This is a genomic window from Streptomyces rectiverticillatus, assembly GCF_013394065.1.
In the GTDB taxonomy this organism is placed as follows: domain Bacteria; phylum Actinomycetota; class Actinomycetes; order Streptomycetales; family Streptomycetaceae; genus Streptomyces; species Streptomyces rectiverticillatus.
This window is the reverse complement of the sequence record NZ_CP040752.1, coordinates 4,845,502-4,865,490: the sequence shown is the minus strand read 5'-3', so window position 1 is coordinate 4,865,490 and position 19,989 is coordinate 4,845,502. Positions and strand designations below refer to the sequence as shown.

The 19,989-nt window shown below is 73.8% G+C and carries 18 protein-coding genes; 6 read left to right on the top strand and 12 right to left on the bottom strand.

All coding sequences use genetic code 11. The annotated features are described in order from the left end of the window. Positions 1-49 precede the first annotated feature (49 nt). The 11 genes from FGW37_RS21370 to FGW37_RS21325 all read right to left on the bottom strand — a co-directional run bounded on the left by FGW37_RS21370 (position 50) and on the right by FGW37_RS21325 (position 13,038). Positions 50-823: a spherulation-specific family 4 protein gene (locus FGW37_RS21370; protein ID WP_246430830.1), complete on the bottom strand. Its 774-nt coding sequence runs from the start codon at positions 821-823 to the stop codon at positions 50-52. Beyond that, entirely contained in the window at positions 820-1,734 is a 915-nt protein-coding gene (locus FGW37_RS21365; RefSeq protein WP_030366193.1) for an NAD-dependent epimerase/dehydratase family protein, read from the bottom strand. The genes FGW37_RS21370 and FGW37_RS21365 overlap by 4 nt, the downstream gene beginning before the upstream one ends. A 94-nt stretch (positions 1,735-1,828) precedes the next feature. Then, a complete protein-coding gene (locus FGW37_RS21360) occupies positions 1,829-2,944 on the bottom strand; it encodes a hypothetical protein (protein WP_179082525.1) in 1,116 nt (371 codons plus the stop codon). Continuing rightward, positions 2,941-4,506 carry a DUF3492 domain-containing protein gene (locus FGW37_RS21355; RefSeq protein ID WP_343067146.1) on the bottom strand — a complete coding sequence of 522 codons (1,566 nt, stop codon included), beginning with the start codon at positions 4,504-4,506 and terminating at the stop codon, positions 2,941-2,943. The genes FGW37_RS21360 and FGW37_RS21355 overlap by 4 nt, the downstream gene beginning before the upstream one ends. Before the next feature lie 177 nt (positions 4,507-4,683). Beyond that, positions 4,684-6,384, bottom strand: coding sequence for a dipeptide ABC transporter ATP-binding protein (locus tag FGW37_RS21350; RefSeq protein WP_179082523.1), 1,701 nt, complete (start codon positions 6,382-6,384; stop codon positions 4,684-4,686). Further along, positions 6,381-7,370, bottom strand: coding sequence for an ABC transporter permease (locus FGW37_RS21345; RefSeq protein ID WP_179082522.1), 990 nt, complete (start codon positions 7,368-7,370; stop codon positions 6,381-6,383). Before FGW37_RS21345 ends, FGW37_RS21350 begins: the two co-directional genes overlap by 4 nt. Continuing rightward, the gene (locus tag FGW37_RS21340; RefSeq protein ID WP_179082521.1) at positions 7,367-8,371 is read right to left on the bottom strand and encodes an ABC transporter permease; all 1,005 of its coding nucleotides are present in this window, start codon (positions 8,369-8,371) and stop codon (positions 7,367-7,369) included. Before FGW37_RS21340 ends, FGW37_RS21345 begins: the two co-directional genes overlap by 4 nt. Beyond that, positions 8,368-10,089 carry an ABC transporter substrate-binding protein gene (locus tag FGW37_RS21335; RefSeq protein WP_179082520.1) on the bottom strand — a complete coding sequence of 574 codons (1,722 nt, stop codon included), beginning with the start codon at positions 10,087-10,089 and terminating at the stop codon, positions 8,368-8,370. Before FGW37_RS21335 ends, FGW37_RS21340 begins: the two co-directional genes overlap by 4 nt. Positions 10,090-10,273: 184 nt before the next feature. Then, entirely contained in the window at positions 10,274-10,366 is a 93-nt protein-coding gene (locus tag FGW37_RS33995; RefSeq protein ID WP_311766081.1) for an Ms4533A family Cys-rich leader peptide, read from the bottom strand. Positions 10,367-10,451: 85 nt separating this feature from the next. Beyond that, positions 10,452-12,062, bottom strand: a complete 1,611-nt coding sequence (locus tag FGW37_RS33410; RefSeq protein ID WP_246430484.1) for a DUF3152 domain-containing protein — start codon at positions 12,060-12,062, stop codon at positions 10,452-10,454. After that, a complete protein-coding gene (locus FGW37_RS21325; protein ID WP_179082519.1) occupies positions 12,055-13,038 on the bottom strand; it encodes an alpha/beta fold hydrolase in 984 nt (327 codons plus the stop codon). Before FGW37_RS21325 ends, FGW37_RS33410 begins: the two co-directional genes overlap by 8 nt. Before the next feature lie 141 nt (positions 13,039-13,179). Between FGW37_RS21325 and FGW37_RS21320 the strand changes: the two genes are divergently transcribed. The 4 genes from FGW37_RS21320 (at position 13,180) to FGW37_RS21305 (ending at position 15,001) form a co-directional block, all read left to right on the top strand. Next, complete coding sequence (locus FGW37_RS21320; protein ID WP_179082518.1) at positions 13,180-13,410, top strand: hypothetical protein; 231 nt, start codon at positions 13,180-13,182, stop codon at positions 13,408-13,410. A gap of 174 nt (positions 13,411-13,584) precedes the next feature. After that, positions 13,585-14,223 (top strand): TetR/AcrR family transcriptional regulator, encoded by a 639-nt coding sequence (locus FGW37_RS21315; RefSeq protein ID WP_179082517.1) that lies wholly within the window; start codon positions 13,585-13,587, stop codon positions 14,221-14,223. A gap of 60 nt (positions 14,224-14,283) precedes the next feature. Beyond that, positions 14,284-14,511: a DUF3107 domain-containing protein gene (locus FGW37_RS21310; protein WP_179082516.1), complete on the top strand. Its 228-nt coding sequence runs from the start codon at positions 14,284-14,286 to the stop codon at positions 14,509-14,511. 211 nt (positions 14,512-14,722) lie between these two features. Continuing rightward, positions 14,723-15,001, top strand: a complete 279-nt coding sequence (locus FGW37_RS21305; protein WP_179082515.1) for a hypothetical protein — start codon at positions 14,723-14,725, stop codon at positions 14,999-15,001. 42 nt (positions 15,002-15,043) lie between these two features. On the opposite strand, the gene FGW37_RS21300 is transcribed toward FGW37_RS21305, so the two are convergent. Further along, positions 15,044-15,790, bottom strand: coding sequence for a ferritin-like fold-containing protein (locus FGW37_RS21300; RefSeq protein ID WP_179082514.1), 747 nt, complete (start codon positions 15,788-15,790; stop codon positions 15,044-15,046). Between the two features lie 538 nt (positions 15,791-16,328). Here FGW37_RS21300 and FGW37_RS21295 point away from each other — a divergent pair. Together FGW37_RS21295 and FGW37_RS21290 are read left to right on the top strand one after the other, a co-directional pair. Next, the gene (locus tag FGW37_RS21295; RefSeq protein WP_246430483.1) at positions 16,329-18,884 is read left to right on the top strand and encodes a DEAD/DEAH box helicase; all 2,556 of its coding nucleotides are present in this window, start codon (positions 16,329-16,331) and stop codon (positions 18,882-18,884) included. A gap of 213 nt (positions 18,885-19,097) precedes the next feature. After that, positions 19,098-19,958 carry an alpha/beta fold hydrolase gene (locus FGW37_RS21290; RefSeq protein WP_179082512.1) on the top strand — a complete coding sequence of 287 codons (861 nt, stop codon included), beginning with the start codon at positions 19,098-19,100 and terminating at the stop codon, positions 19,956-19,958. The last annotated feature ends 31 nt before the right edge of the window (positions 19,959-19,989 follow it).

Below are 19,989 nucleotides of genomic sequence, written 5' to 3'. Positions count from 1 at the left end.
CATACAGGCGGCGTTCGGTTCTTCCCCTGTAACCCTGCCACGCCCCGTCTCATTCCGAGACACCCGGTCCGATGCGCGAGACGATCTCGTCCCAGTAGCCGGGCATCACCTCCCAGGGGTCCGCTTCGTCCCGGTCCGTCCTATCGGTGAAGTAGATCGTGCCGGCGCCCTGCCAGCGGGCGAGGCGCAGGGCCTCGTCGAGGTGGGCGCGCGGGACGCCGTGCACGAGGTGGCAGAAGCGGGCCGCCGGGAAGTCGGCGGTCCACTCGGCGACCTGCGACCAGCGGTAGGCCGACCAGGGCCCGTAGAACGTGACGAGCTGGTCGGCGAGGTCCGCGTAGCCGGGCGAGGGATAGGTGCCGTGGACGAGCACGACGTACGCCCGGTCGAGGATCGTCCGCAGGGAGGCGACGGTGCGCCGGGTGCCGGGCAGGGCGGCGGGGTCCGCGGGGGTGGCATCGAGGGCGAACCCGTCGACCTTGTACCAGTTCAGATAGCGCTGGGCCTCGGAGAGGACCTCGCCGAAGGGGCGCTCGCCGAACCGCAGGTCCAGGTGGCCGAGGACCCGGATGCCCGCCTCGCGCAGCCGGGCGGCGGCGGCGACGCGATACGGGTCCGGGCGGTCGCCGGGGCCTCCGGAGGCCGTTCCGCCCGGGGCGGCCATGGCGCCGCTGCCGAGCACGACCCACTCCACGGGGACGTCGGTGCGCAGGAGTTCGCCCCATTCGGCGGGGGCGAGCAGGGGGTGCGCGAAGCCCGGGACGCCGAAGCGCAGCGGGGCCTCGCGGACGGCGCGGGACCGGCGCTGCCCGGGCGGGCTCAGATGCGACACGCGGCCTCCATCCAGATGTCGGCCAGGGACTCCTCCAGGCCGATGCGGGGGCGCCAGCCGAGCCGGTCGCGGGCGGTGCGGACGTCGGCCTGCTGCCAGCTACCGCAGCCATCGGGGTAGGGGTAGGCGGGCGGGGTGCCCAGGTGGGGGTCGTCCAGCTCGTGGAGGGAGCCGCCGTAACCGGCGACGCGGGCGAGCGTGGCCGCGGCCTCGCGCAGCCTGACCGCGCGGCCGGTGCCGATGTTGACGGCGCCCTGGGCGGCGGAGAGGGAGGCGGCGTGCACGGCGCGGGCGACGTCGCGGACGTCGACGAAGTCGCGCTGGACGCCGAGGCCGCTGAGCTTGAGCTCGCTGTCGCCGTTCTGCATGGCGCGGCGCAGGGCGTCGGCGAGCCTGCCGAGCGGGGAGCCTGCGGGGGTGCCGGGGCCGACGGGCGAGAAGACGCGCAGGACGATGGCGTCGAGGCCGGAGCCGAGGACGAGCTCGGTGGCGGCGAGCTTGCTCACCCCGTACGGACCGCCGGGGCGGGGGACGGCGTCCTCGGCGGTGGACGAGCCGGGCTGGGAGGGCCCGTACTCGGAGGAGCAGCCGAGCTGGACGAGGCGGGCGCCGCAGCCGCTGCGGCGCAGCGATTCGCAGACGGTGGCGACGGCGACGGTGTTGTGGCGGGTGAGGTCGCGGGCGCCGCCGCGGGTGGCTCCCGCGCAGTTGATCACGACGCCGGGGTGGACGGCGTTGAGGAAGCGGGTGAGCGCGCCGGGGCTGCCGGTGGCGAGGTCGAAGCGGACGTCCGCGTCGTCGCCGCGACCGAGGGCGGTGAGCTGGACGGCGGGGTCGGCGAGCAGCCGGTCGGCCACGTAGCGGCCGAGGTAGCCGTTGGCACCGAGCAACAGAACCCTCATCGGTCGCGCCCTCGCTCTCGCCCGGCGGTGCGGATGGGGTGAACGGTCATCTTGCTTGCTCCTCTGACGGGGGTGTGCGGTGGGACGGATGCGGTCACCGGGCCCGGGCCGGGGCTTCTCCGGGGTCGGCGGGGACGGGGGCGAACGCCCCGCAGCGGTGGGCGGAGGCCCGGGAGAGTGCGGTCAGGGCGTGGGCGAGGAGGGCGAGCGCAGGGAGCACGCAGGCCACGAGGGGTATGGCGGCGGGCCCGTAGGCACCGGCGGCCCAGGCGACGGCGGGCGCGGCGAACGACGGCGCGGCGAACGGCCCCGCCCCCGGGGCTCCCACGCCCAGCGCCGCCGCGGCGAGTGCGGCCGCTTCCACGCCGCAGGCGGTCAGCACGGCGACGGCGGCGGTCCGCCCGAAGCCGCGGGCGGTGAGCAGCCGGGCCAGGAAGAGCAGCCCGCCGAGCGCGGTGACGGCGGCGAGCTCGCCGGGCGGGACGGCGGGAGCTCCCAGGGCGGCCCGTGCGGACCACAGGAGCGTGGCCAGGATGGCCGTGAACAGCCCTACGGACATGAGGAGCAGGGGCCAGGCGCGGGCCCGGAACTCGGCGCGGGAGCGGCTGGCGACGAGGGCGTGCCGCACGCGCCCGGTGAACCACCGTGCGCACCACAGGGCGGGGACGAGGCCGCACGCGAGGGCGACGGCGACCGGGGCTGCGGCGCGCAGGCTGTCCACCAGGGCCGGGCCGCTTGCGTGGCCGGGAATACCGCCGGAGACGCCGCCGGAGACACTGCCGGGGACACCGCCGGGCAGAAGGCCGGGGGCGTGGCCGGAGAGCAGCACGGCGAGGACGGGGCCGCCGAGGAGGGCGTACGCGACGAGCCAGGCGCCGGCGAGCAGGCCGGCGCAACGCCACGGGGCGCGCAGCGTGTGCGCGAGCGCCGCCGGCTCGCAGGGTGTGCCGGGCGCGGGCCGGGCGGGTTCCTCGCGCTCGGCACGGGCGTAGAGCTCATCGGAGAGGGAGAAGACGTCGCGGTGCCGGCATTCGGCCGCGGCGCGGTCCGTGAGGCCCCCGTCCTCCAGGACGGCGGCGATCTCCAGGGGGTCCACGGCGCGGGCGCACAGCCCGTGGTGGCGGTGCAGGAGAGCCTTCACCGGGTCGGTACGGGGGGCGGCTATGCCGGCGGCGGCCGGTGCGCTGCCGTCCCTCAGGTGCGTGGTCATGAGCGCCCTGCCCAGGTCGGGGAGGACTGGCGCGGCGTCAGGTCGATCGGTGCGCGGGCTTCCGCGGCGCGGGAGAAGGGGACGGAGGGGTCAGCGGTGTCCTCGCGGGCGGGGGCGCGGGAGATGAGCTCGAGGTAGATGCCGTGGAAGTCCGTCACGTGCCTTTCGGTGGTGAAGAGTTCGAGGGCGCGGGCGCGGGCCGCGGCGCCGAGTCTGGCTCTTCGGCCGGGGTCGTGCAGCAGCTCCAGGCAGCCCTCGGCGAGGGCGCCGGGGTCGCGCGGCGGGACGACGAGGCCCGTGCCGCCGACGACTTCGCGGACGGTGGCACAGTCCGGTGCGACGGTGGCGCGCCCGCAGAGCATGGCCTCGGCGAGCGGCAGCGGGAAGGTCTCCGCGCCGCCGGCGAGGACGACGACGGTGCCGGCGGCGTAGGTGTCGGGGGTCGCCCCGGGGGCGTAGGAGACGCCGGAGGCGGGCTGGACGCCGGGCAGCGGGGGCGCGGCGATCCGCAGCCGCACCTCGGGCTCGGCCCGGCGCAGGGCCGCGAGGGCCTCCCACAGGAAGGGGTCGGCGTTGCCGCCGGTCCACAGGACGGTCCGGCCGTCGTCCGTGCCGTCGTCGCCGCTCTCGGCCCGCTCCCCCACGCCCTCGTAGGGGCCGGGGTCGAGGCCGGGGTGCACGGTGCGCAGCCGGGCGGGGTCGGCGCCGCAGCGCTCCTGCCAGCGCCGCACCTGGGCGTCGCCGGAGGTGATGATGTCGGCGCCCGCGTAGATCTCGGCGGTCAGCTGCCGGTGGAAGGCGGACAGCAGGGTGCGGACGGGCAGGGAGAGGCCGGCGGCGCTGGCGGCGCTGTTGAGGTAGTAGGCGCGCAGGCGCACCTCGTACTCGGTGACGAGGAAGGGGGTACCGAAGAAGCGTTTGGCCAGCAGTCCCGGGAGGGCGGCGGGTCCGGCGGTGGTGGCGTGGCACAGATCGACGCCGGCGAGCCCGCGGTCGGTGCCGGTGCCGTACCAGTCGAGGGACAGGGGGCGCAGTGCGCGCTCCAGGAGGGCGGTGACGGCGAGGAGGTCGGCGACGCGGATGCCGTAGGCCGCGGGGTGGGACCCGGGGGTGCGGCAGGCGGTCTCCAGGATGCGCAGGGCCTGTTCGGAGCGGAGGGCCGAGCCGAGGCCGCCGGCGTCGCGGGCGAGGTCGGCCAGGCCGTGCAGGGCGTCGGCGAAACGGTACGCCTGGTCTCTGCGGTCGTCGGGGCCGGGCTCGACGGTGGCGGTCAGCGCCTCGGCCAGCCCGGCGAAATAGGCACCGAAGCGGCGCCGTTCCCGGCGCCCGTACGAGCGGTGCGCGTCCCCCACGGCCCCGGCCGGGTCCCCCCACAGGGGAGCCGTCCGCACGCGCCGGACGTGCTCGGGCAGATCGCACCAGCCGCCCGCGTCCTGCCGGGCGCGCCGGCTCAGGGCGCAGATCTCGAAGTCGTGCCCGGGCAGGCCCCGCACGAGCCGGTCGCACCACTGGCCGCCCTCACCCGAGGCATACGGATACCCACCTTCCGTAAGGAGTCCCACGCGCACGCACGCACCCCCGTCTGTCCCTTGTGGTCGCCCTCATGTGGCTCGTGGCCGCCGAACGGCAGCGGAAGCACGCTATGCGGGCTCGCCCGTGGCGCGACGGACGGTTGTCCGTCGCGCCACCGGAAGGGGTGAACAGAGGTGACTTTCCAGGAGATGAGGCGTTGCCTCGCGCTATGCGGCGGCTTCGGCCCCTTCGAGCCGCGGGACGGCTGCGAGCAGGCCCTTGGTGTAGGCGTGCCGGGGCTGCTCGTAGACGGTGTCGGCCGCGCCCTCCTCGACGATCCGGCCGCCGCGCATCACGACGACCCGGTCGCTTACCTGCCGTACGACCGCGAGGTCGTGGGCGATGAAGACGAGCGCGAGGCCGAGGTCGCGCTGCAACTCGCCGAGCAGCCGCACGACCTGCGCCTGGGTGGTGACGTCGAGCGCGGAGACGGGCTCGTCGCAGACGATCAGCTTCGGCTCGGGCGCGAGGGCCCGCGCGATGCCGACGCGCTGCCGCTGGCCGCCGCTGAACTCGTGCGGGTAGCGGTGGTAGGCGCCGGGGTCGAGCCCCACGCGCTCCAGCAGCTCGCGCACGCGCGCGGCGATCGCGGCCTCGTCGAGCTTCCCGGCGGCGCGCAGCGGGTCGGCGATCGACTCGCCGATGCTGCGCCGGGGGTTGAGCGAGGAGACGGGGTCCTGGAAGACCATCTGCAGCTCGCTGCGGAAGGCGCGCAGTTCGCGCTCCTTCAGGCCGCCGATGTCGCGTCCCCGGTAGCGCAGTTCGCCGCCGGTGGGGGCGAGGAGCCGGACGAGCATGCGGCCGAGGGTCGTCTTGCCGCTGCCGGACTCCCCCACGACGCCGACGGTCTCGCCGGGCCGTACGGTCAGTGAGACGTCGTCGACGGCGGTGACGGCGTCCTTGCCGCGGCCGAACCGCCGCGTGAGGCCGGTGGCTTCGAGCAGCGGCGCCTCGTCCGCGCCGGCGGCCCGCACGCCCGCGCCCGGGCGGCGGGCGTTCACCCGCGGGACGGCGGCGAGGAGGTCGCGGGTGTACGTCTCGCCCGGTGCGCCGAGCAGGGTGCGGACGGGGCCGCGCTCGACGGCGCGGCCGTCCTTCATCACGAGCAGCTCGTCGACGCTGCCGGCCGCCACGCCCAGGTCGTGGGTGACCAGGACGAGGCCCATGCCGGTCTCGGCGCGCAGGTCGCGCAGGAGGCCGAGGATCTGGGCCTGGACGGTGACGTCGAGGGCGGTGGTGGGCTCGTCGGCGACCAGCAGGCGCGGTTCGCAGGCGAGGGCCATCGCGATGAGGGCGCGCTGGCGCATGCCGCCGCTGAACTCGTGCGGGCGGGAGCGGGCGCGGCGGGCCGCGTCCGGGATGCCCACGCGCTCCAGTACCTCGGCGGCACGCGCGCGTGCCGCACGGCGGGAGGCGTCGCGGTGGTGGACGCGGTAGACCTCGGCGATCTGGTCGCCGATGGCCTGGTAGGGGTCGAGGGAGGAGAGCGGGTCCTGGAAGACCATGGCGGCGACGCCGCCGCGGAGCCGTCGCAGGGCGGCGTCGTCGGCGGCCTGGACGTCGTGACCGGCGACGGTCACCGCGCCGGTGACCTCGGCGCCGGTGTCCCGGTGCAGCCCCAGCAGCGCGTAGGCGGCCGTGGACTTGCCCGATCCGGACTCGCCGACGATGCCGAGGGACCCGCCCGGCGGGAGGGTGAACGACAGGTCGTCGACGGCCCGTACAAGGCCGCCTCCGGCCCGGCCGCCGGGCCCGGCCGGAAAGGTGACGGAGAGGCCGGAGACGGCCACCAGGGGGCCGTCCGCCGCCGCTGCGGGCGCGGCGGTGCCGGGCGCCGGCGAGCCGGTCGTGCGGGTCTCGGACGTCATCGCAGGGCCACCCTTCGGTCCGCGACGGCGTAGAGCACGTCCGCCACGATGTTGGCGATGACGACGGCGGTGCCGGTGACCATCACGACGGCGACGACCACGGGCAAGTCGAGGCTCTTGGTGGCGTGCACCAGCAGCTGCCCGACGCCGGGCAGGCCGAACATCATCTCGGTGAGTACCGCGTTGCCGAACATGGACCCGAAGTCGGCCGCCGTCAGGGCGATGACGGGCGCGACGGCACCGCGCAGGGCGTGGCGCGTGACGAGGGAGCGCTCGGCGACCCCGTAGGCGCGGAAGGTGCGGATGTGGTCCTCGGCCAGGGTCTCCAGCACGGAACTGCGGGTGAGCCGGGCGTACTTCGCCGACTCCAGGAGCCCGAGCGCGGCCCACGGCAGCAGCATGTTCCAGGCCCACTGCTCCGGGTCGTCGGTCAGGGGCACGTAGGACGGGAAGGGCAGCCAGGCCAGGTAGGCGCAGAAGAGCATCAGCAGGCCGAGGCCGCTGATGAAGACCGGCGTGGCCGTTCCGGCGAGGGTGAGCCAGGTCAGCACCCGCTCGGTGATCCCGCCGCGGCGCAGCGCGGACAGCAGGCCGGTACCGGTGCCGAGCAGCAGCCAGACGGCCATGGCGCCGACCGCGAGCGAGGCGGTGGCGGGCAGCCGGTCGATCAGCATGTCGGTGACCTGCTGGTTGTTCTGGTACGACAAACCGAAGCAGGGCGCGTCGCAGTGCAGCACCGCGGTGCCGGTGGAGTAGTCGTGCCCGGCGACGATGCCCTGAAGGAAGTGCCAGTACTGGACGTACACGGGGTCGCCGAGGGAGAGCTGCTCGCGGACCTGGGCGATCTGCTCGGGGTTGCAGCGCGGGCCGCAGGCCAGGCGGGCGGGGTCGCCGGGCGCGATGTAGAAGGTCGCGTAGACGACGGCGGAGAGCACGAGGAGGACGGCGAGCGCGCCGGCGGCGCGCCGCAGGACGTATCCGGTCACGCCGCACCTCCTGCGCCGCTCGTGCGCGCCTTGCGCCGGTTCCGGCCGACGCGGAGCCGCGAGGCTTCGCGCGGGTCGAGCGCCGTGCGCACCCCGTCGCCGAGGACGGTGAAGGCGAGCGTGGTGACGAAGAGCATGAGCGCCGGCAGCAGCACGTACATGGGGTCGGCGCGGAACCAGGTGGTGGCCGACGAGAGCATGTGGCCCCAGGAGGGGGTCGGGGGCTTCACGCCGACTCCGAGGAAGGACATGCTCGCTTCGAGCACGATGTTGGTCGGCAGCAGGACGGCCGCGTAGGTGATCACGGGGGCGGCGAGCGAGGGCAGCAGCTCGCGCCGGGCGACCCGCCAGGTGGAGCCTCCGGTCAGCCGGGCGGCCGAGACGAAGTCGAGCTTCATCAGGCCCAGGGTCTGGGCGCGCACGAGGCGCGCCATCCCGCCCCACGCCAGCAGTCCGATGGCGATGACGAGCAGCACCGGGCGCGGGAAGTCCGCCGGGACGACGGCCATCAGGGCGATGGCGAAGACCAGCATCGGCATGGCGACCATGACGTCGGTGAAGTGGCTGAGCGCGCTGTCCACGAAACGGCTGCCCAGCGCGGCGGCCATGCCCACGCCGACGCCGATGAGCACCTGGACGAGGGTGGCGCCGAGGGCGACGAGCAGCGAGACGCGGGCGCCGTAGGCCAGGCGCACGAACAGGTCGCGGCCGGTGCCCGGTTCGACGCCCAGCCAGTGCTCGGCGCTGATGCCGCCGAAGTCGCCGAAGGGCACGCCGCCGCGCGCGGAGTCGACCAGGGAGTCGTGGTACGTGTTCGGGTCCTGGCCTTCCAGCGCGGCCAGCAGGGGCGCGGCGACGGCGAGGAGGACGAGCAGGCCCAGCACGGCGGCGGCCGCGAGCGCGGACTTGCGCGCTGCCAGCCGCCGCAGGACCTGCCGGGCGCCGGAGGCGGGAGCGGCTCCCGCCTCCGGTTCCTTCGTGGTGAGCGGATCGGTGGTCACTTGACCGCGACCTGCGAGACGTCGAGGACACCGGTCCAGTTGCTGATGACGACGTTCTTGACGTCCTTGCCGTAGAGGCGCTTGTAGACCGGGTGGAAGAGCGGGACGGTCAGGGCCTGCTCACCGATCTTCTTGTCGAGGGCGCCCCAGCGCCGTGCGGCGGCGTCGTGGTCCGTGATCTTGTTGATCTCGTCGATCTCGTCGTTGACCTTGGAGTCGTCGAGGCGCGAGGCGTTGAAGTTGTAGCCGTCCTTGACGATCTGCCGGCCGTCGAAGACCGGCGCGAGGAAGGGGCCGCCGGAGGGCCAGTCGGCACCCCAGTGGGCGAGGAAGAGCGCCGGCTGCTTGTCGACGCTGTGGACCTTCTCCTCGTAGTCGTTGTCCTCCAGGCCCTCCAGCTTGACCGTGATGCCGGCCTCCTTCAGGGCCGCCTGGATCGCGGTCGCGATCTCGGGGCTGGTCTCGAAGTTCTGGGCGGTGGAGTGGGTGAGGGTGATCTCCAGGCCGTTCTCGTGACCGGCTTCCTTCAGCAGCTCCTTGGCCTTGGCCGCGTTCCCCTTGGCACCCGCCGGGAAGTGGTCGTGGGCGGTGTACCCGAAGGACTTCTGGTCGGGCAGGAACGTCGTCGCGGGCTCGGCGAGCGAGGAGCCGCCGGCGGCGTTGACGATGCTGGTGCGGTTGATCGCGTAGGCGACGGCCCGGCGGACCTTCGGGTCGTCGAAGGGCTTGGCCTCGGGGTTGAACGCCAGGTAGTTGGTGTAGCCGAAGTGGCCGGTGCCGACCCGGCCGGCGAGCTTCTTGTCGCCGGTGACCTGGGCGAGCTCGGCCGGGCCGAGGTTGGTGTCGGTGGTCACCGCGGCGGCGTCGGCGCCCGAGCCGGTCGACAGCCGCTGGTTGATGACGGCCGGGGACAGGCCGGACTTGACCTCGATCCGGTCGGGGTAGGCGTGCCGCTCCTTGTCCGTCTCCTCCGACCAGTGGGGGTTGCGCTCCAGCGTCAGCTGCTCGCCGTCACCCACGTTCTTGACGACCTTGTACGGGCCGGAGGAGACCGGGTGCTCGGCGTACTTGGCGCCGGTGTCCTTGGCCTTGGGCACGGGGGCGAACTGGGTGGAGGTGGCGAAGTAGGGGAAGTCGCCCTCGGGCTTCTTCAGTTTGAAGACGATGGTCTTCGCGTCGGGCGTCTCGATGGAGTCGAGGCCCTTCTTCTCCTTGTAGGGGCCCTGGTAGGTGTCGCCGCCGATGAGCCAGTCGCGCAAGTACGGGGCGCCGCCGGAGAGTTCGGCGGCGAAGGAGCGCTCGACGCCGTACTTGACGTCGGCGGAGGTGATGGGCGAGCCGTCCTCGTACTTGAGGCCGTCCTTCAGCTTGTACGTCCAGGTCTTGGCGTCGTCGCCGGGAGTGCCGGTGTCCGTGGCGAGGTCGGGGACGACCTTGGTGCCCTCGGCGCCGTTCTCACGGTTGCGGGTGGTGAGGGTGCGGTAGACGAGCGAGGGGATGTTGCCGCCGCCGGAGGTGTACAGGCGGGCCGGGTCGAACTGCTTCTGCGGCGCCCTGTTGAGCACCGTGAGCGTGCCGCCCTTCTCGGGCGCACCGTCGGCGCCGCCGCCCTTGGCGCCGCCGCTCTCCTCCGGGCCGCACGCTGCCGCGCCCCCGATCAGGACCACACTGACGGCGGCGGCCGCCACACGGCGGGATATCGCGGGAAGTTGACGCATGACGAAGGAGGCCTTTCGCGGAAGCGGGAGAGCGAGGGGGGGGCGAGCTGCTGAGCCGGAAGCACCCACGGAAGGCGGTGAAAGGGGGCGCGGAGGCGCCGGACCGCCCCCCGGCGGACGCGACGCTGCATGCGAAAACGCGGAAGTGCAGACGCGGGAAAGTGCTCGGGGGAAGAGTGCGGTCTCAGCGACAGTGAATGTCGGCGACGCTGTGCGCGGCCACGCCGATCAGCGCCAGCTCGAAGCCGGCGGTCTCGGGGGCGTGGTGGTGCGACATGCGCAGAACACTGAACGAATTTTCGCCCCCTGTCCAAGGTGTCTCATATCCGGAGATGAAGCATCCCGGAGAATGAGACATTGGATCACGGGTACGGCCAGGCGTTCGGCTTGCAGGTGACGCCGTCCGACGTGAGGAACTTGGTCTGCTGCATCATCACCGGGGCGAGCGCGCCCTCCTTGGAGCACGCCTCGTGGTCACGCCCGAGGCGGTGGCCGACCTCGTGGTTGATGAGCATCTGCCGGTAGGCGTGCATCTTGTCGCCGTACGTCGCCGCGCCCTGCGCCCACCGGTAGGCGTTGATCATGACGCGGTCGGTGGCGGCGGAGTCGCAGGAGACGTTGTCCTGCGTGGTGTCGAGCCCGGACTTGGCGCACCAGGCGGCCGTGGTGCCCGGGCTGGCCAGGGTGATGACCCAGTCGGCGTCGCCGGAGGAGACCCGCTCGAAGGTGCGGGTGCCGCCGTGGCCCCAGCTGCGCTCGTCGTTGAGCGTGCGGTGCACGGCGGTGGCGAAGAGCTCTCCGTCGAGCGGCAGGCCCTTCTCCACGTCGACGCGGTAGCGCACCACCTCGCCCCGGCCGGGAGCGCGGTCGTGGCCGCCGACGGTGTCGAAGGAGCCGCTGCCCTTGGCCTTCGCGTCCAGGGGGTACTTGCGGTCCATCTTCTGCTCGTACGTGACCGGCGCGGCGACGCCGCCGTTGGGCGTCGGGCGGCTGTCGGAGCGGGAGGCGGCGTCCGGGCTCTGCCGCTCGACGTCCGCCGGGCGGGCCTGCGCCTGGGTTTCCGTGCCGTCCTCGACCTGTCCGGCGACGACGACGGCGAGCACGGCCGTCACGACGGCGGCGGCCACGCCGGTGGCGGTGCGCGCCACGGCGCCGCCGGTCTTCGCCGGGGGGACGCCGCGGGAGCCGCCGGTACGGGGGCGGGCAGTCGCGGGGCGGGGCGCGGGCACGCGCGTGGAGCGGCTGACGGAATCGCTGCCGGCGGCAGGCGCGGGCACGCGCGCGTGGACGTCGGTCAGCACACCGCCCGGACCGTCGACCGGGCCGCCGCCCGGTGCGGGGGTGGAGGGGGCAGGGGCGCCTCCCAGCCAGTACGCGGAGTACGCCTGGTCCACGTAGGCGGCGTGCCCGGCGGCGTCCGTGGTGGCCGCGGGCCCGGCGGCATCCCTGCCGTAGGCCGTGTCATAGGCCCTGTCATAGGCCGTGAAGGTGTCGGACGCGGACGTGTCATAGGCCGCGTCGTGACCCGCGCCGTGACCCGCCTCATAGGACTCGTAGGAGGAGGCGTAAGAGGAGGAGTCGTAGGGGGCATCGTAGGGGGCGTCGAAAGAGGCGTCGCAGGCCGCCGCGTCCTGGCCCGTTCCGTACCCGCCGAGGTATCCGGCCAGCCGCGTGTCGTAGCCGGGCACGCTCCCCGGCCCGTACACCCCCGCGTCCGTCGCAGGGGCGCGCTGCACCCCGATGACGCCCCAGCCGACGCCGACCTCCTGGCGCTGCCCCGGGAACCCCTCGGGGCCCGCCCGGCCCACCGGCCCCGCAGGTCTGACGGGCTCGTAGAGCGGGTCGCCCTCGCCCTCCCCCGGGACGGCCGCGTGCTCGTGGCCGGCCGCGCCCTGTCCGCCGCCCGCACCGGGGGCGGCGGGCACGGCGGGCCGGGAGACGGCGCGGGGGGCGCGTGCGCTGTGCTTACCCACGAGGCGAGGCGCTCCGATCGGCAGTGGCGGTGTCCGCGAGGAGGTCGCGGAAGGCACGAGCCACCGCGTCCGGGTCCTCCATCATGGCGACATGTCCCGATTCCACCAGTGTCAGCAGCCGCGAGTCGCGGAAAGTCCTGCCGGCACGGCGGGCCATCCGGATGGAGACGAGCTGGTCGCGCATTCCGTAGACCAGAAGAGTAGGGGCAAGGACGCGCTCCGCCTGCCGCCACAGCGAATGCTGGCCCCCAAGGGTGTAAGCGTCGACCACTCCGCGTGCGGAGCGGGCCATGACGTCCCAGAAGTAGGGGAGCTCCAGCCGCCGCTCGTACTCCGCGGCGGCCAGCGCGAAGCCCTCGGATGTCACCCGTCCGGGGTCTCCGTAACAGAGCGCGAGGACCTCACGCGTACGCCGCTCGGGTGTCCACTCCTGCGTCATCCGGGCGAAGAGGGGGGCCACCCCGGGCACCGCGAGCAGCGCCGTGGGCACCGCCGTGCGCTGCGGGCGCAGCTCGGGCAGCGCGGGCGAGATCAGGGTGAGCGTGCGGACGAGGTCCGGGCGGACGGCGGCCACGCGGGTCGCTACGGCGCCGCCCAAGGAGTTGCCGATGAGGTGCACGGGGCCGCGGGCGCTCGCGTCGAGGTAGCGGATGACCACGCGGGCGAAGCCGGTGACCGAGTAGTCGCCGTCGTCCGGGGGCGGGGAGTCGCCGAAGCCGGGCAGGTCGAGCGCCTCGCAGGCGGTGTCGCCGGCGAGCAGCTCCATGAGCGCGGACCAGTTCTGCGAGGAGCCGCCGAGGCCGTGGATGCAGAGCGCGGGCGGCAGCCCTTCGCTCCGGGGCGGGCGGGAGCGGACGGCCAGTGTGACGCCGGGCAGCGTCACCGTGCGGACCTCCTCGCCCTCGCTGACGCACGAGGGCCGACCGGGAGGCACCACGGGGACGGTGCGGGCATCCGGTGACTCGGTCGAAGACATGCGGGCAATGTTACGAGACGATCACGCCGGGCCTGTTGTGGCGGGCGTCACAGATCACCTGGCGGCACGGGGTCTTGTCTCCTAGGCTCGACCGCAAGGAGTACGAGGGCGCACATCCCGGATACCGGAAAGAGGTTCCGTATGCCTGTCGACCCGAGCGACCCCGAGACGTTCGAAGAATTCGACGAGGAGGACGCCGACGTGACGGAATTCGACGCCGAGACCCCGGAAGCCGACGCCGCGGAGCAGCACGCCGACGTCACCCCGCACCGCGACGATCCGCTCGCCCTCCTGGACCCCGCCGCGGCCAACGTGGCCGACGTCGCCGAGCAGGCCCGTGTCGTGGACCTGGATGAGGACGACTACCGCTGATCGCCGATGACCGCGGAGTCATGGGCTGACGTGTGCCAATTGTCAGGATTTTGTCAACTTCCCACAGCGTCCGGTCCGTGAAATTCTCCGCTCCGACCACGCACGCCCGGGTTACCCAAAAGTACGATGGCGGACGCGGTGCACACCGTGCAGTGAACGATCATGGGAGGCGGCGTGACAGCCATCGAGCAGACCGAGGCGCGGCCGCGGGGCACGCGCCTGCCGCGCCGAGCCCGACGCAACCAGCTGCTGGGCGCGGCCCAGGAAGTCTTCGTCGCACAGGGATACCACGCGGCGGCGATGGACGACATCGCCGAGCGGGCCGGCGTCAGCAAGCCGGTCCTGTACCAGCACTTCCCCGGCAAGCTCGACCTCTACCTGGCCCTGCTGGACCAGCACTGCGAGAACCTCCTGCACGCGGTGCGCACCGCGCTGGCCTCCACGTCCGACAACAAACTGCGCGTCGCGGCCACCATGGACGCCTACTTCGCCTACGTGGAGGACGAGGGCGGCGCCTTCCGCCTGGTCTTCGAGTCCGACCTGACCAACGAGCCGGCCGTGCGCGAGCGCGTCGACAAGGTCTCGCTGCAGTGCGCCGAGGCGATCAGCGACGTCATCGCCGAGGACACGGGCCTGTCGAAGGACGAGGCGATGCTGCTGGCCGTGGGCCTCGGCGGCGTCTCCCAGGTGGTCGCGCGCTACTGGCTCTCCAGCGAGAGCACGGTGCCCCGCGGCACGGCCGTCCAGCTGCTGACCTCGCTCGCGTGGCGCGGCATCGCGGGCTTCCCGAAGAACGCCCCCGAGCAGGGCTGACCCCGCGCCCGACCGGCTAATGTGTGGACGAATACCCACACCTTCGGAGGGACATAAGCCGTGGAGGTCAAGATCGGCGTGCAGCACGCGCCGCGCGAGATCGTCATCGAGAGCACGCAGAGTGCCGAGGAGGTCGAGCGGGTGGTCTCCGACGCGCTGGCCGGCAAGGCGCCGCTGCTCAGCCTGGAGGACAGCCGCGGCCGCAAGGTCCTGGTCCCGTCCGAGCGCCTGGCCTACGTGGAGATCGGCGAGCCGGCGACCCGCAAGGTCGGTTTCGGCGCGCTCTGAACCCGCGCTTCGGAGGCTGCGGAGGCTTCTCGGAGGCCGCGGAGGCTTCGCACGGCGGGGCCCCGGTGAGGAATCACCGGGGCCCCGCCGTTGTCTTTACCGGTGCACCTCCGGTGCGGGCCGGACGAGGGTTGCCGCGGACCCCCGAGGGGTAGTACGGCTTCGACCGGTTTGCACCCGCTCCTCGCCCCGGTACGGGAGGGAAGTGACCATGATCTTGTGGGAAGCGCTCGGCTCGGTCCTCATCGGACTCGCCGTCTCCTACGGCGCCCTGCGCTGGCTGCCCGAGCGGTACGGGCAGTTCCGCTCCCGGCCCCTGACGCTGGCCACCGGTCCCGTCGCGGCGCTCTTCGGCGCCCTGCTCGCCCACTCGGTCCTCGGCCCGGGCCATACGCCGGCCACGCTGGCGGTGTCACTCGGAGTGGCCGTGGCCCTGCTGTCCCTGCTGCTGCGCCAGGGAGACCGGGCCCGCCGATCAGCCACGGCCTGAAGAGGGCCGGAGCGGCCCGGGCCGGAGCCCGGGCCGGAAGGGTCAGGCCGCGAGGCCCAGCGCCGCCATGCGCTTGGTGTGCGCCTCGGTGATCCGGGAGAACATCTTCCCGACCTCCGCGAGGTCGAAGCCGTCGGCCACGCCGCCCACCAGCATCGTGGAGAGCGCGTCGCGGTCGGCGACCACGCGCTGCGCCTGCGAGAGCGCCTCGCCCATCAGCCGGCGCGCCCACAGCGCGAGGCGGCCGCCCACGCGCGGCTCGGCCTCGATCGCGGCGCGCACCTTCTCGACCGCGAAGGAGGCGTGCCCCGTGTCGTCCAGCACGGTCAGCACCAGGGCGCGGGTGTCGGAGTCCAGGCGGGCCGCCACCTCGCGGTAGAAGTCACTGGCGATCGAGTCGCCCACATACGCCTTGACCAGGCCCTCCAGCCAGTCGGACGGCGCGGTCTGGCGGTGGAACTCATCGAGCGCGGCCGCGAAGGGCTCCATGGCGCCGGTCGGCTCCGCGTCGATCGCGGCCAGCCGGTCGCGCAGCCGCTGGAAGTGGCCGAATTCCGCCGCGGCCATCTTCGCCAGCTCTGCCTTGTCGTCCAGCGTGGGGGCCAGCTTCGCGTCCTCGGCGAGGCGCTCGAAGGCGGCCAGCTCGCCGTAGGCGAGGGCGCCCAGCAGGTCCACGACCGCCGCGCGGTACTGCGGGTCGGCGGATGCCTGAGCCCAGTCCTGGGCGGCGATCCCGGTGAGCGCCTCGGCGGGCTCGTTGGCGTTCTCAGCGTTGTCGGACGTCTCCATGGAGCGCACAATAGCCCGCTTCGCAACCCGATGAAGGCCCAGGTCAGCCACTTCATCCGGATCTGTCCGAAGGATTGTCCGGACACACATGCGCCTTTCCGGGGTACAGTGGTAATGCGCCTGTCGAGTGTGTCGGCAGGCAGTCCCATGCTGTGTCTTCCGGGGGCGTCTCTCGCCCCAGCCCCTGGACCTCCAGCGGATGCCCGGTCGGTGGCCCGATCGGCTTCCAAAACCGACCGCCCTCCGCGCGGCGCACACGAGACGTGTGCACCAGGAGGGATCCGCTCGCGGCACGTGTGCTCGAGCGAAGGCAGTGGTCCCGCGCCATCCGGCGTCCCCAGGCCGGACAGTACTCCGGCGTGGTCCGTACGACCTTGTACGACCCCCTTCGCCGCCCAGCGCCGCCGCGTCTCACAGAAGAGGCAAGATCCTGTCCACTCCTTCGAACCCCTCGACTTTCCGAGATCTGGGAATCCTCCCCGAGACTGCCGAAGCGCTCGAAGCCGTCGGCATCGTGCACCCCTTTCCGATCCAGGAGATGACGCTCCCGGTCGCCCTCTCGGGCTCCGACGTCATCGGCCAGGCCAAGACCGGCACCGGCAAGACGCTGGGCTTCGGCCTGCCCCTCCTGGAGCGCGTCGTCGTCCCCGCGGACGTCGAGGCCGGCCGGGCGAAGCCCGAGCAGCTGACCGACGCCCCGCAGGCGCTCGTCGTCGTCCCCACCCGTGAGCTGTGCCAGCAGGTCACCAACGACCTCCTGACCGCCGGCAAGGTACGCAACGTGCGCGTCCAGGCGATCTACGGCGGCCGTGCCTACGAGCCGCAGGTCGAGGCCCTCAAGAAGGGCGTCGACGTCATCGTCGGCACCCCCGGCCGCCTGCTCGACCTCGCCGGCCAGAAGAAGCTCAGCCTCGCGCACGTCAAGGCCCTCGTCCTGGACGAGGCCGACGAGATGCTCGACCTCGGCTTCCTGCCGGACGTCGAGCGCATCATCACGATGCTCCCGGCCAAGCGCCAGACCATGCTCTTCTCGGCCACCATGCCGGGCGCGGTCATCTCCCTGGCGCGGCGTTACATGTCCCAGCCCACGCACATCCGCGCCACCTCGCCGGACGACGAGGGCCAGACCCACGCCAACATCGCGCAGCACATCTTCCGCGCCCACAACATGGACAAGCCGGAGATGGTCGCCCGCATCCTGCAGGCCGAGGGCCGCAACCGCGCGATGATCTTCTGCCGCACGAAGCGCACCGCCGCGGACATCGCCGACCAGCTCCTCCGCCGCGGCTTCGCCTCCGGCGCGGTCCACGGCGACCTCGGCCAGGGCGCCCGCGAGCAGGCGCTGCGCGCCTTCCGCAACGGCAAGGTCGACGTCCTGGTCTGCACCGACGTCGCCGCCCGCGGCATCGACGTCGACGACGTCACCCACGTCATCAACTACCAGTCCCCCGAGGACGAGAAGACCTACCTGCACCGCATCGGCCGCACCGGCCGCGCGGGCAAGTCGGGTACGGCCGTCACCCTGGTCGACTGGGACGACATCCCGCGCTGGAAGCTCATCAACAAGGCGCTCGAGCTGCCGTTCGACGAGCCGGAGGAGACGTACTCCACCTCCCCGCACCTGTACGAGGTGCTGGGCATCCCCGCCGGTACGAAGGGCATACTGCCGCGCTCCGAGCGGACCCGTGCCGGGCTCGCGGCGGAGGAGATCGAGGACCTCGGCGAGACCGGTGGCCGTAGTGCCCGCGGCGGCCGTGGCGGTGACCGTGATCGTGGCCGTGACCGCGATCGTGACCGTGGCCCGCGCCAGGAGTCCGAGGAGCGTCCCGCCCGTACGCGTACGCCGCGTCAGCGCCGCCGCACCCGCGGCGGGGCGGTGCTCGGCGCCGAGACCGCGGCCGCTCCGGCCGCGGCCGCCGCTCCGGTGACCGAGAGCGCGCCCGCCACGCCGTCGAAGCCGCGTCGCCGCCGCCGTACGCGCGGCGGTGCGGGCTCGGCCGCCGCCGTGACGCCGGCCGCCACGGAGACCGTGGTGACCACCGAGGCCGTCGCTCCCGCCGAGACCGCCGTCGCGGCGCCCGCCGTGGAGGTTCCGGCCCAGCCGCGCCGCCGCCGTACGCGCGCCGCGAAGCCGGAGGCCGCTGCCGCGGTCGTGACGGCGGAGACGATGCCGGCCGAGGCCGCGCCGGTCGTTCCGGTCCAGGAGACCCAGGAGCAGGCCGAGGCCGAGCCGGCCCGCCGCACCCGTGCCAAGAAGGCTGCCGCCGCCCCCGTGGCGGAGGTCGTCGCCGAGGCCGAGGCCGTGGCCGTGACTGAGGCTCCGGCCGAGGTCAAGCCCAAGCGCACGCGCGCCAAGAAGGCTGCCGCCGCGCCCGCCGAGGTCGCCGCCGAGGCGACCGAGGTCGTCGAGACCGTGGAGGCCAAGCCGAAGCGCACCCGCGCCAAGAAGGCCGCCGCCCCCGTGGCGGAGCCGGCCGTCGAGGCCGAGGCCGAGGTCAAGCCCAAGCGCACCCGTAAGGCCGCCGCTCCCAAGGCGGACGCCACGGAGACCGCCGAGGTCAAGCCGAAGCGCACGCGCGCCAAGAAGGCTGCCGCCGCGCCCGCCGAGGTCGCCGCCGAGGCGACCGAGGTCGTGGAGACCGTAGAGGCCAAGCCGAAGCGCACCCGCGCCAAGAAGGCCGCCGCCCCCGTGGCGGAGCCGGCCGTCGAGGCCGAGGCCGAGGTCAAGCCGAAGCGCACCCGTACCACCAAGAAGGCTGCGGCCGCGGTGGAGCCGGTGGCCGAGGCCGCGACCGAGGTCGCGGAGAAGCCCAAGCGGACCCGCAAGACCGCCGCGGCCAAGAAGGCCGAGGCCGAAGCCGCGGTTGACACCGCCGAGGCCGCCGAGGTGAAGCCCAAGCGCACCCGCACCACGAAGAAGGCCGCCGCCGCGGTGGCCGAGCCCGTGGCCGACGCCGAGGCCAAGCCGAAGCGCACCCGTAAGGCCGCCGCCCCCAAGGCGGACGCCACGGAGGCCGTGGCCGAGGTCAAGCCGAAGCGCACGCGCAAGGCCGCCGCTCCCAAGGCCAAGGCCGAGGCCGGCACGGACGCCTGACGCCCGGTCCGCTGACGAAGGCCGGTCACTCCACTGCAGTGGAGTGACCGGCCTTCGCCGTCCCACCGGCCGGTTCGGCACCGCCGGATACGACGCTGGTGGGTTACGCACCGCTGCGGCGGAGAGAAGTGCCCCGTCCCCGCCCCTTCACCGTTTCCCGGGGGCGAGCCCCCGGCCCCCGCCCGGGAGCCCGGCGGGCGTTAGCCTCGACCCATGAGCAGGCCCCCCTTCCTCACCTTGCCCCCGTGCGCCCGCGCCCACCGGCTGTCCACCCCCCGCGGGGAATTCGCCGTGCACGATGCGCAGCCCTCCTCGCCGCCGCGCGGCACCGTGCTGCTCGTGCCGGGGTTCACCGGCAGCAAGGAGGACTTCATCGCGCTGCTGGAGCCGATCGCCGCGGCCGGGTACCGGGCCGTCGCCGTGGACGGGCGCGGGCAGTACGAGACCGAGGGGCCGCGTGACGAGGCGGCGTACGCGCTGGGCGAGTTGGCGAGCGACGTCCGCGCCCAGGCGGAGGCCCTCGGCGGCGACGGCGGCGGGGTGCACCTGCTGGGGCACTCGCTCGGCGGGCTGATCTCCCGCGCGGCGGTACTGGACGACGCGTCCCCGTTCCGGTCGCTGACCATCATGAGCTGCGGTCCGGCCGCGATCTGCGCCGCGCAGCAGGAGCGTACGCGGCGCCTGGTCGCGGCGCTGGGCGCGTACGACATGGGCGCGGTGTGGCTGGAGATGCGCAGGGCGGACGGGGAGAGCGCGCCGGCCGCGCCCGTCCCGCCGGAGCTCGACGCGTTCCTGCGCCGCCGCTGGATGGGCACGGTGCCCGAGCAATTGATGGCCACGGGCAGGCAGTTGACGGCCGAGCCGGACCGTACGGCGGAGCTGGCGGCGGTGCCGCTGCCCAAGCACGTGATCTCGGGCGCCGTGGACTACGCCTGGCCGGTGCCGTCGATCGACGCGATGGCGAAGGAGCTGTCGGCGGTTCGTACGGTCGTCGAGGGCGCCGAGCACTCCCCCAACGCCGAGCGCCCCGGCCCGACGGCGGAGGCGCTCATCCGCTTCTGGGACCTGTCCTGAGCCCGCCTACGCGCACGGCCGGCCCGCGAGC

Excerpts from the sequence above, each read along its gene's own strand:
- FGW37_RS21365 (WP_030366193.1), bottom strand. The coding sequence starts at position 1,734 with ATGAGGGTTCTGTTGCTCGGTGCCAACGGCTACCTCGGCCGCTACGTG.
- FGW37_RS21360 (WP_179082525.1), bottom strand. The coding sequence starts at position 2,944 with ATGACCACGCACCTGAGGGACGGCAGCGCACCGGCCGCCGCCGGCATA.
- FGW37_RS21350 (WP_179082523.1), bottom strand. The coding sequence starts at position 6,384 with ATGACGTCCGAGACCCGCACGACCGGCTCGCCGGCGCCCGGCACCGCC.
- FGW37_RS21335 (WP_179082520.1), bottom strand. The coding sequence starts at position 10,089 with ATGCGTCAACTTCCCGCGATATCCCGCCGTGTGGCGGCCGCCGCCGTC.
- FGW37_RS33995 (WP_311766081.1), bottom strand. The coding sequence starts at position 10,366 with ATGTCGCACCACCACGCCCCCGAGACCGCCGGCTTCGAGCTGGCGCTG.
- FGW37_RS21325 (WP_179082519.1), bottom strand. The coding sequence starts at position 13,038 with ATGTCTTCGACCGAGTCACCGGATGCCCGCACCGTCCCCGTGGTGCCT.
- FGW37_RS21320 (WP_179082518.1), top strand. The coding sequence starts at position 13,180 with ATGCCTGTCGACCCGAGCGACCCCGAGACGTTCGAAGAATTCGACGAG.
- FGW37_RS21305 (WP_179082515.1), top strand. The coding sequence starts at position 14,723 with ATGATCTTGTGGGAAGCGCTCGGCTCGGTCCTCATCGGACTCGCCGTC.
- FGW37_RS21300 (WP_179082514.1), bottom strand. The coding sequence starts at position 15,790 with ATGGAGACGTCCGACAACGCTGAGAACGCCAACGAGCCCGCCGAGGCG.
- FGW37_RS21295 (WP_246430483.1), top strand. The coding sequence starts at position 16,329 with ATGACGCTCCCGGTCGCCCTCTCGGGCTCCGACGTCATCGGCCAGGCC.
- FGW37_RS21290 (WP_179082512.1), top strand. The coding sequence starts at position 19,098 with ATGAGCAGGCCCCCCTTCCTCACCTTGCCCCCGTGCGCCCGCGCCCAC.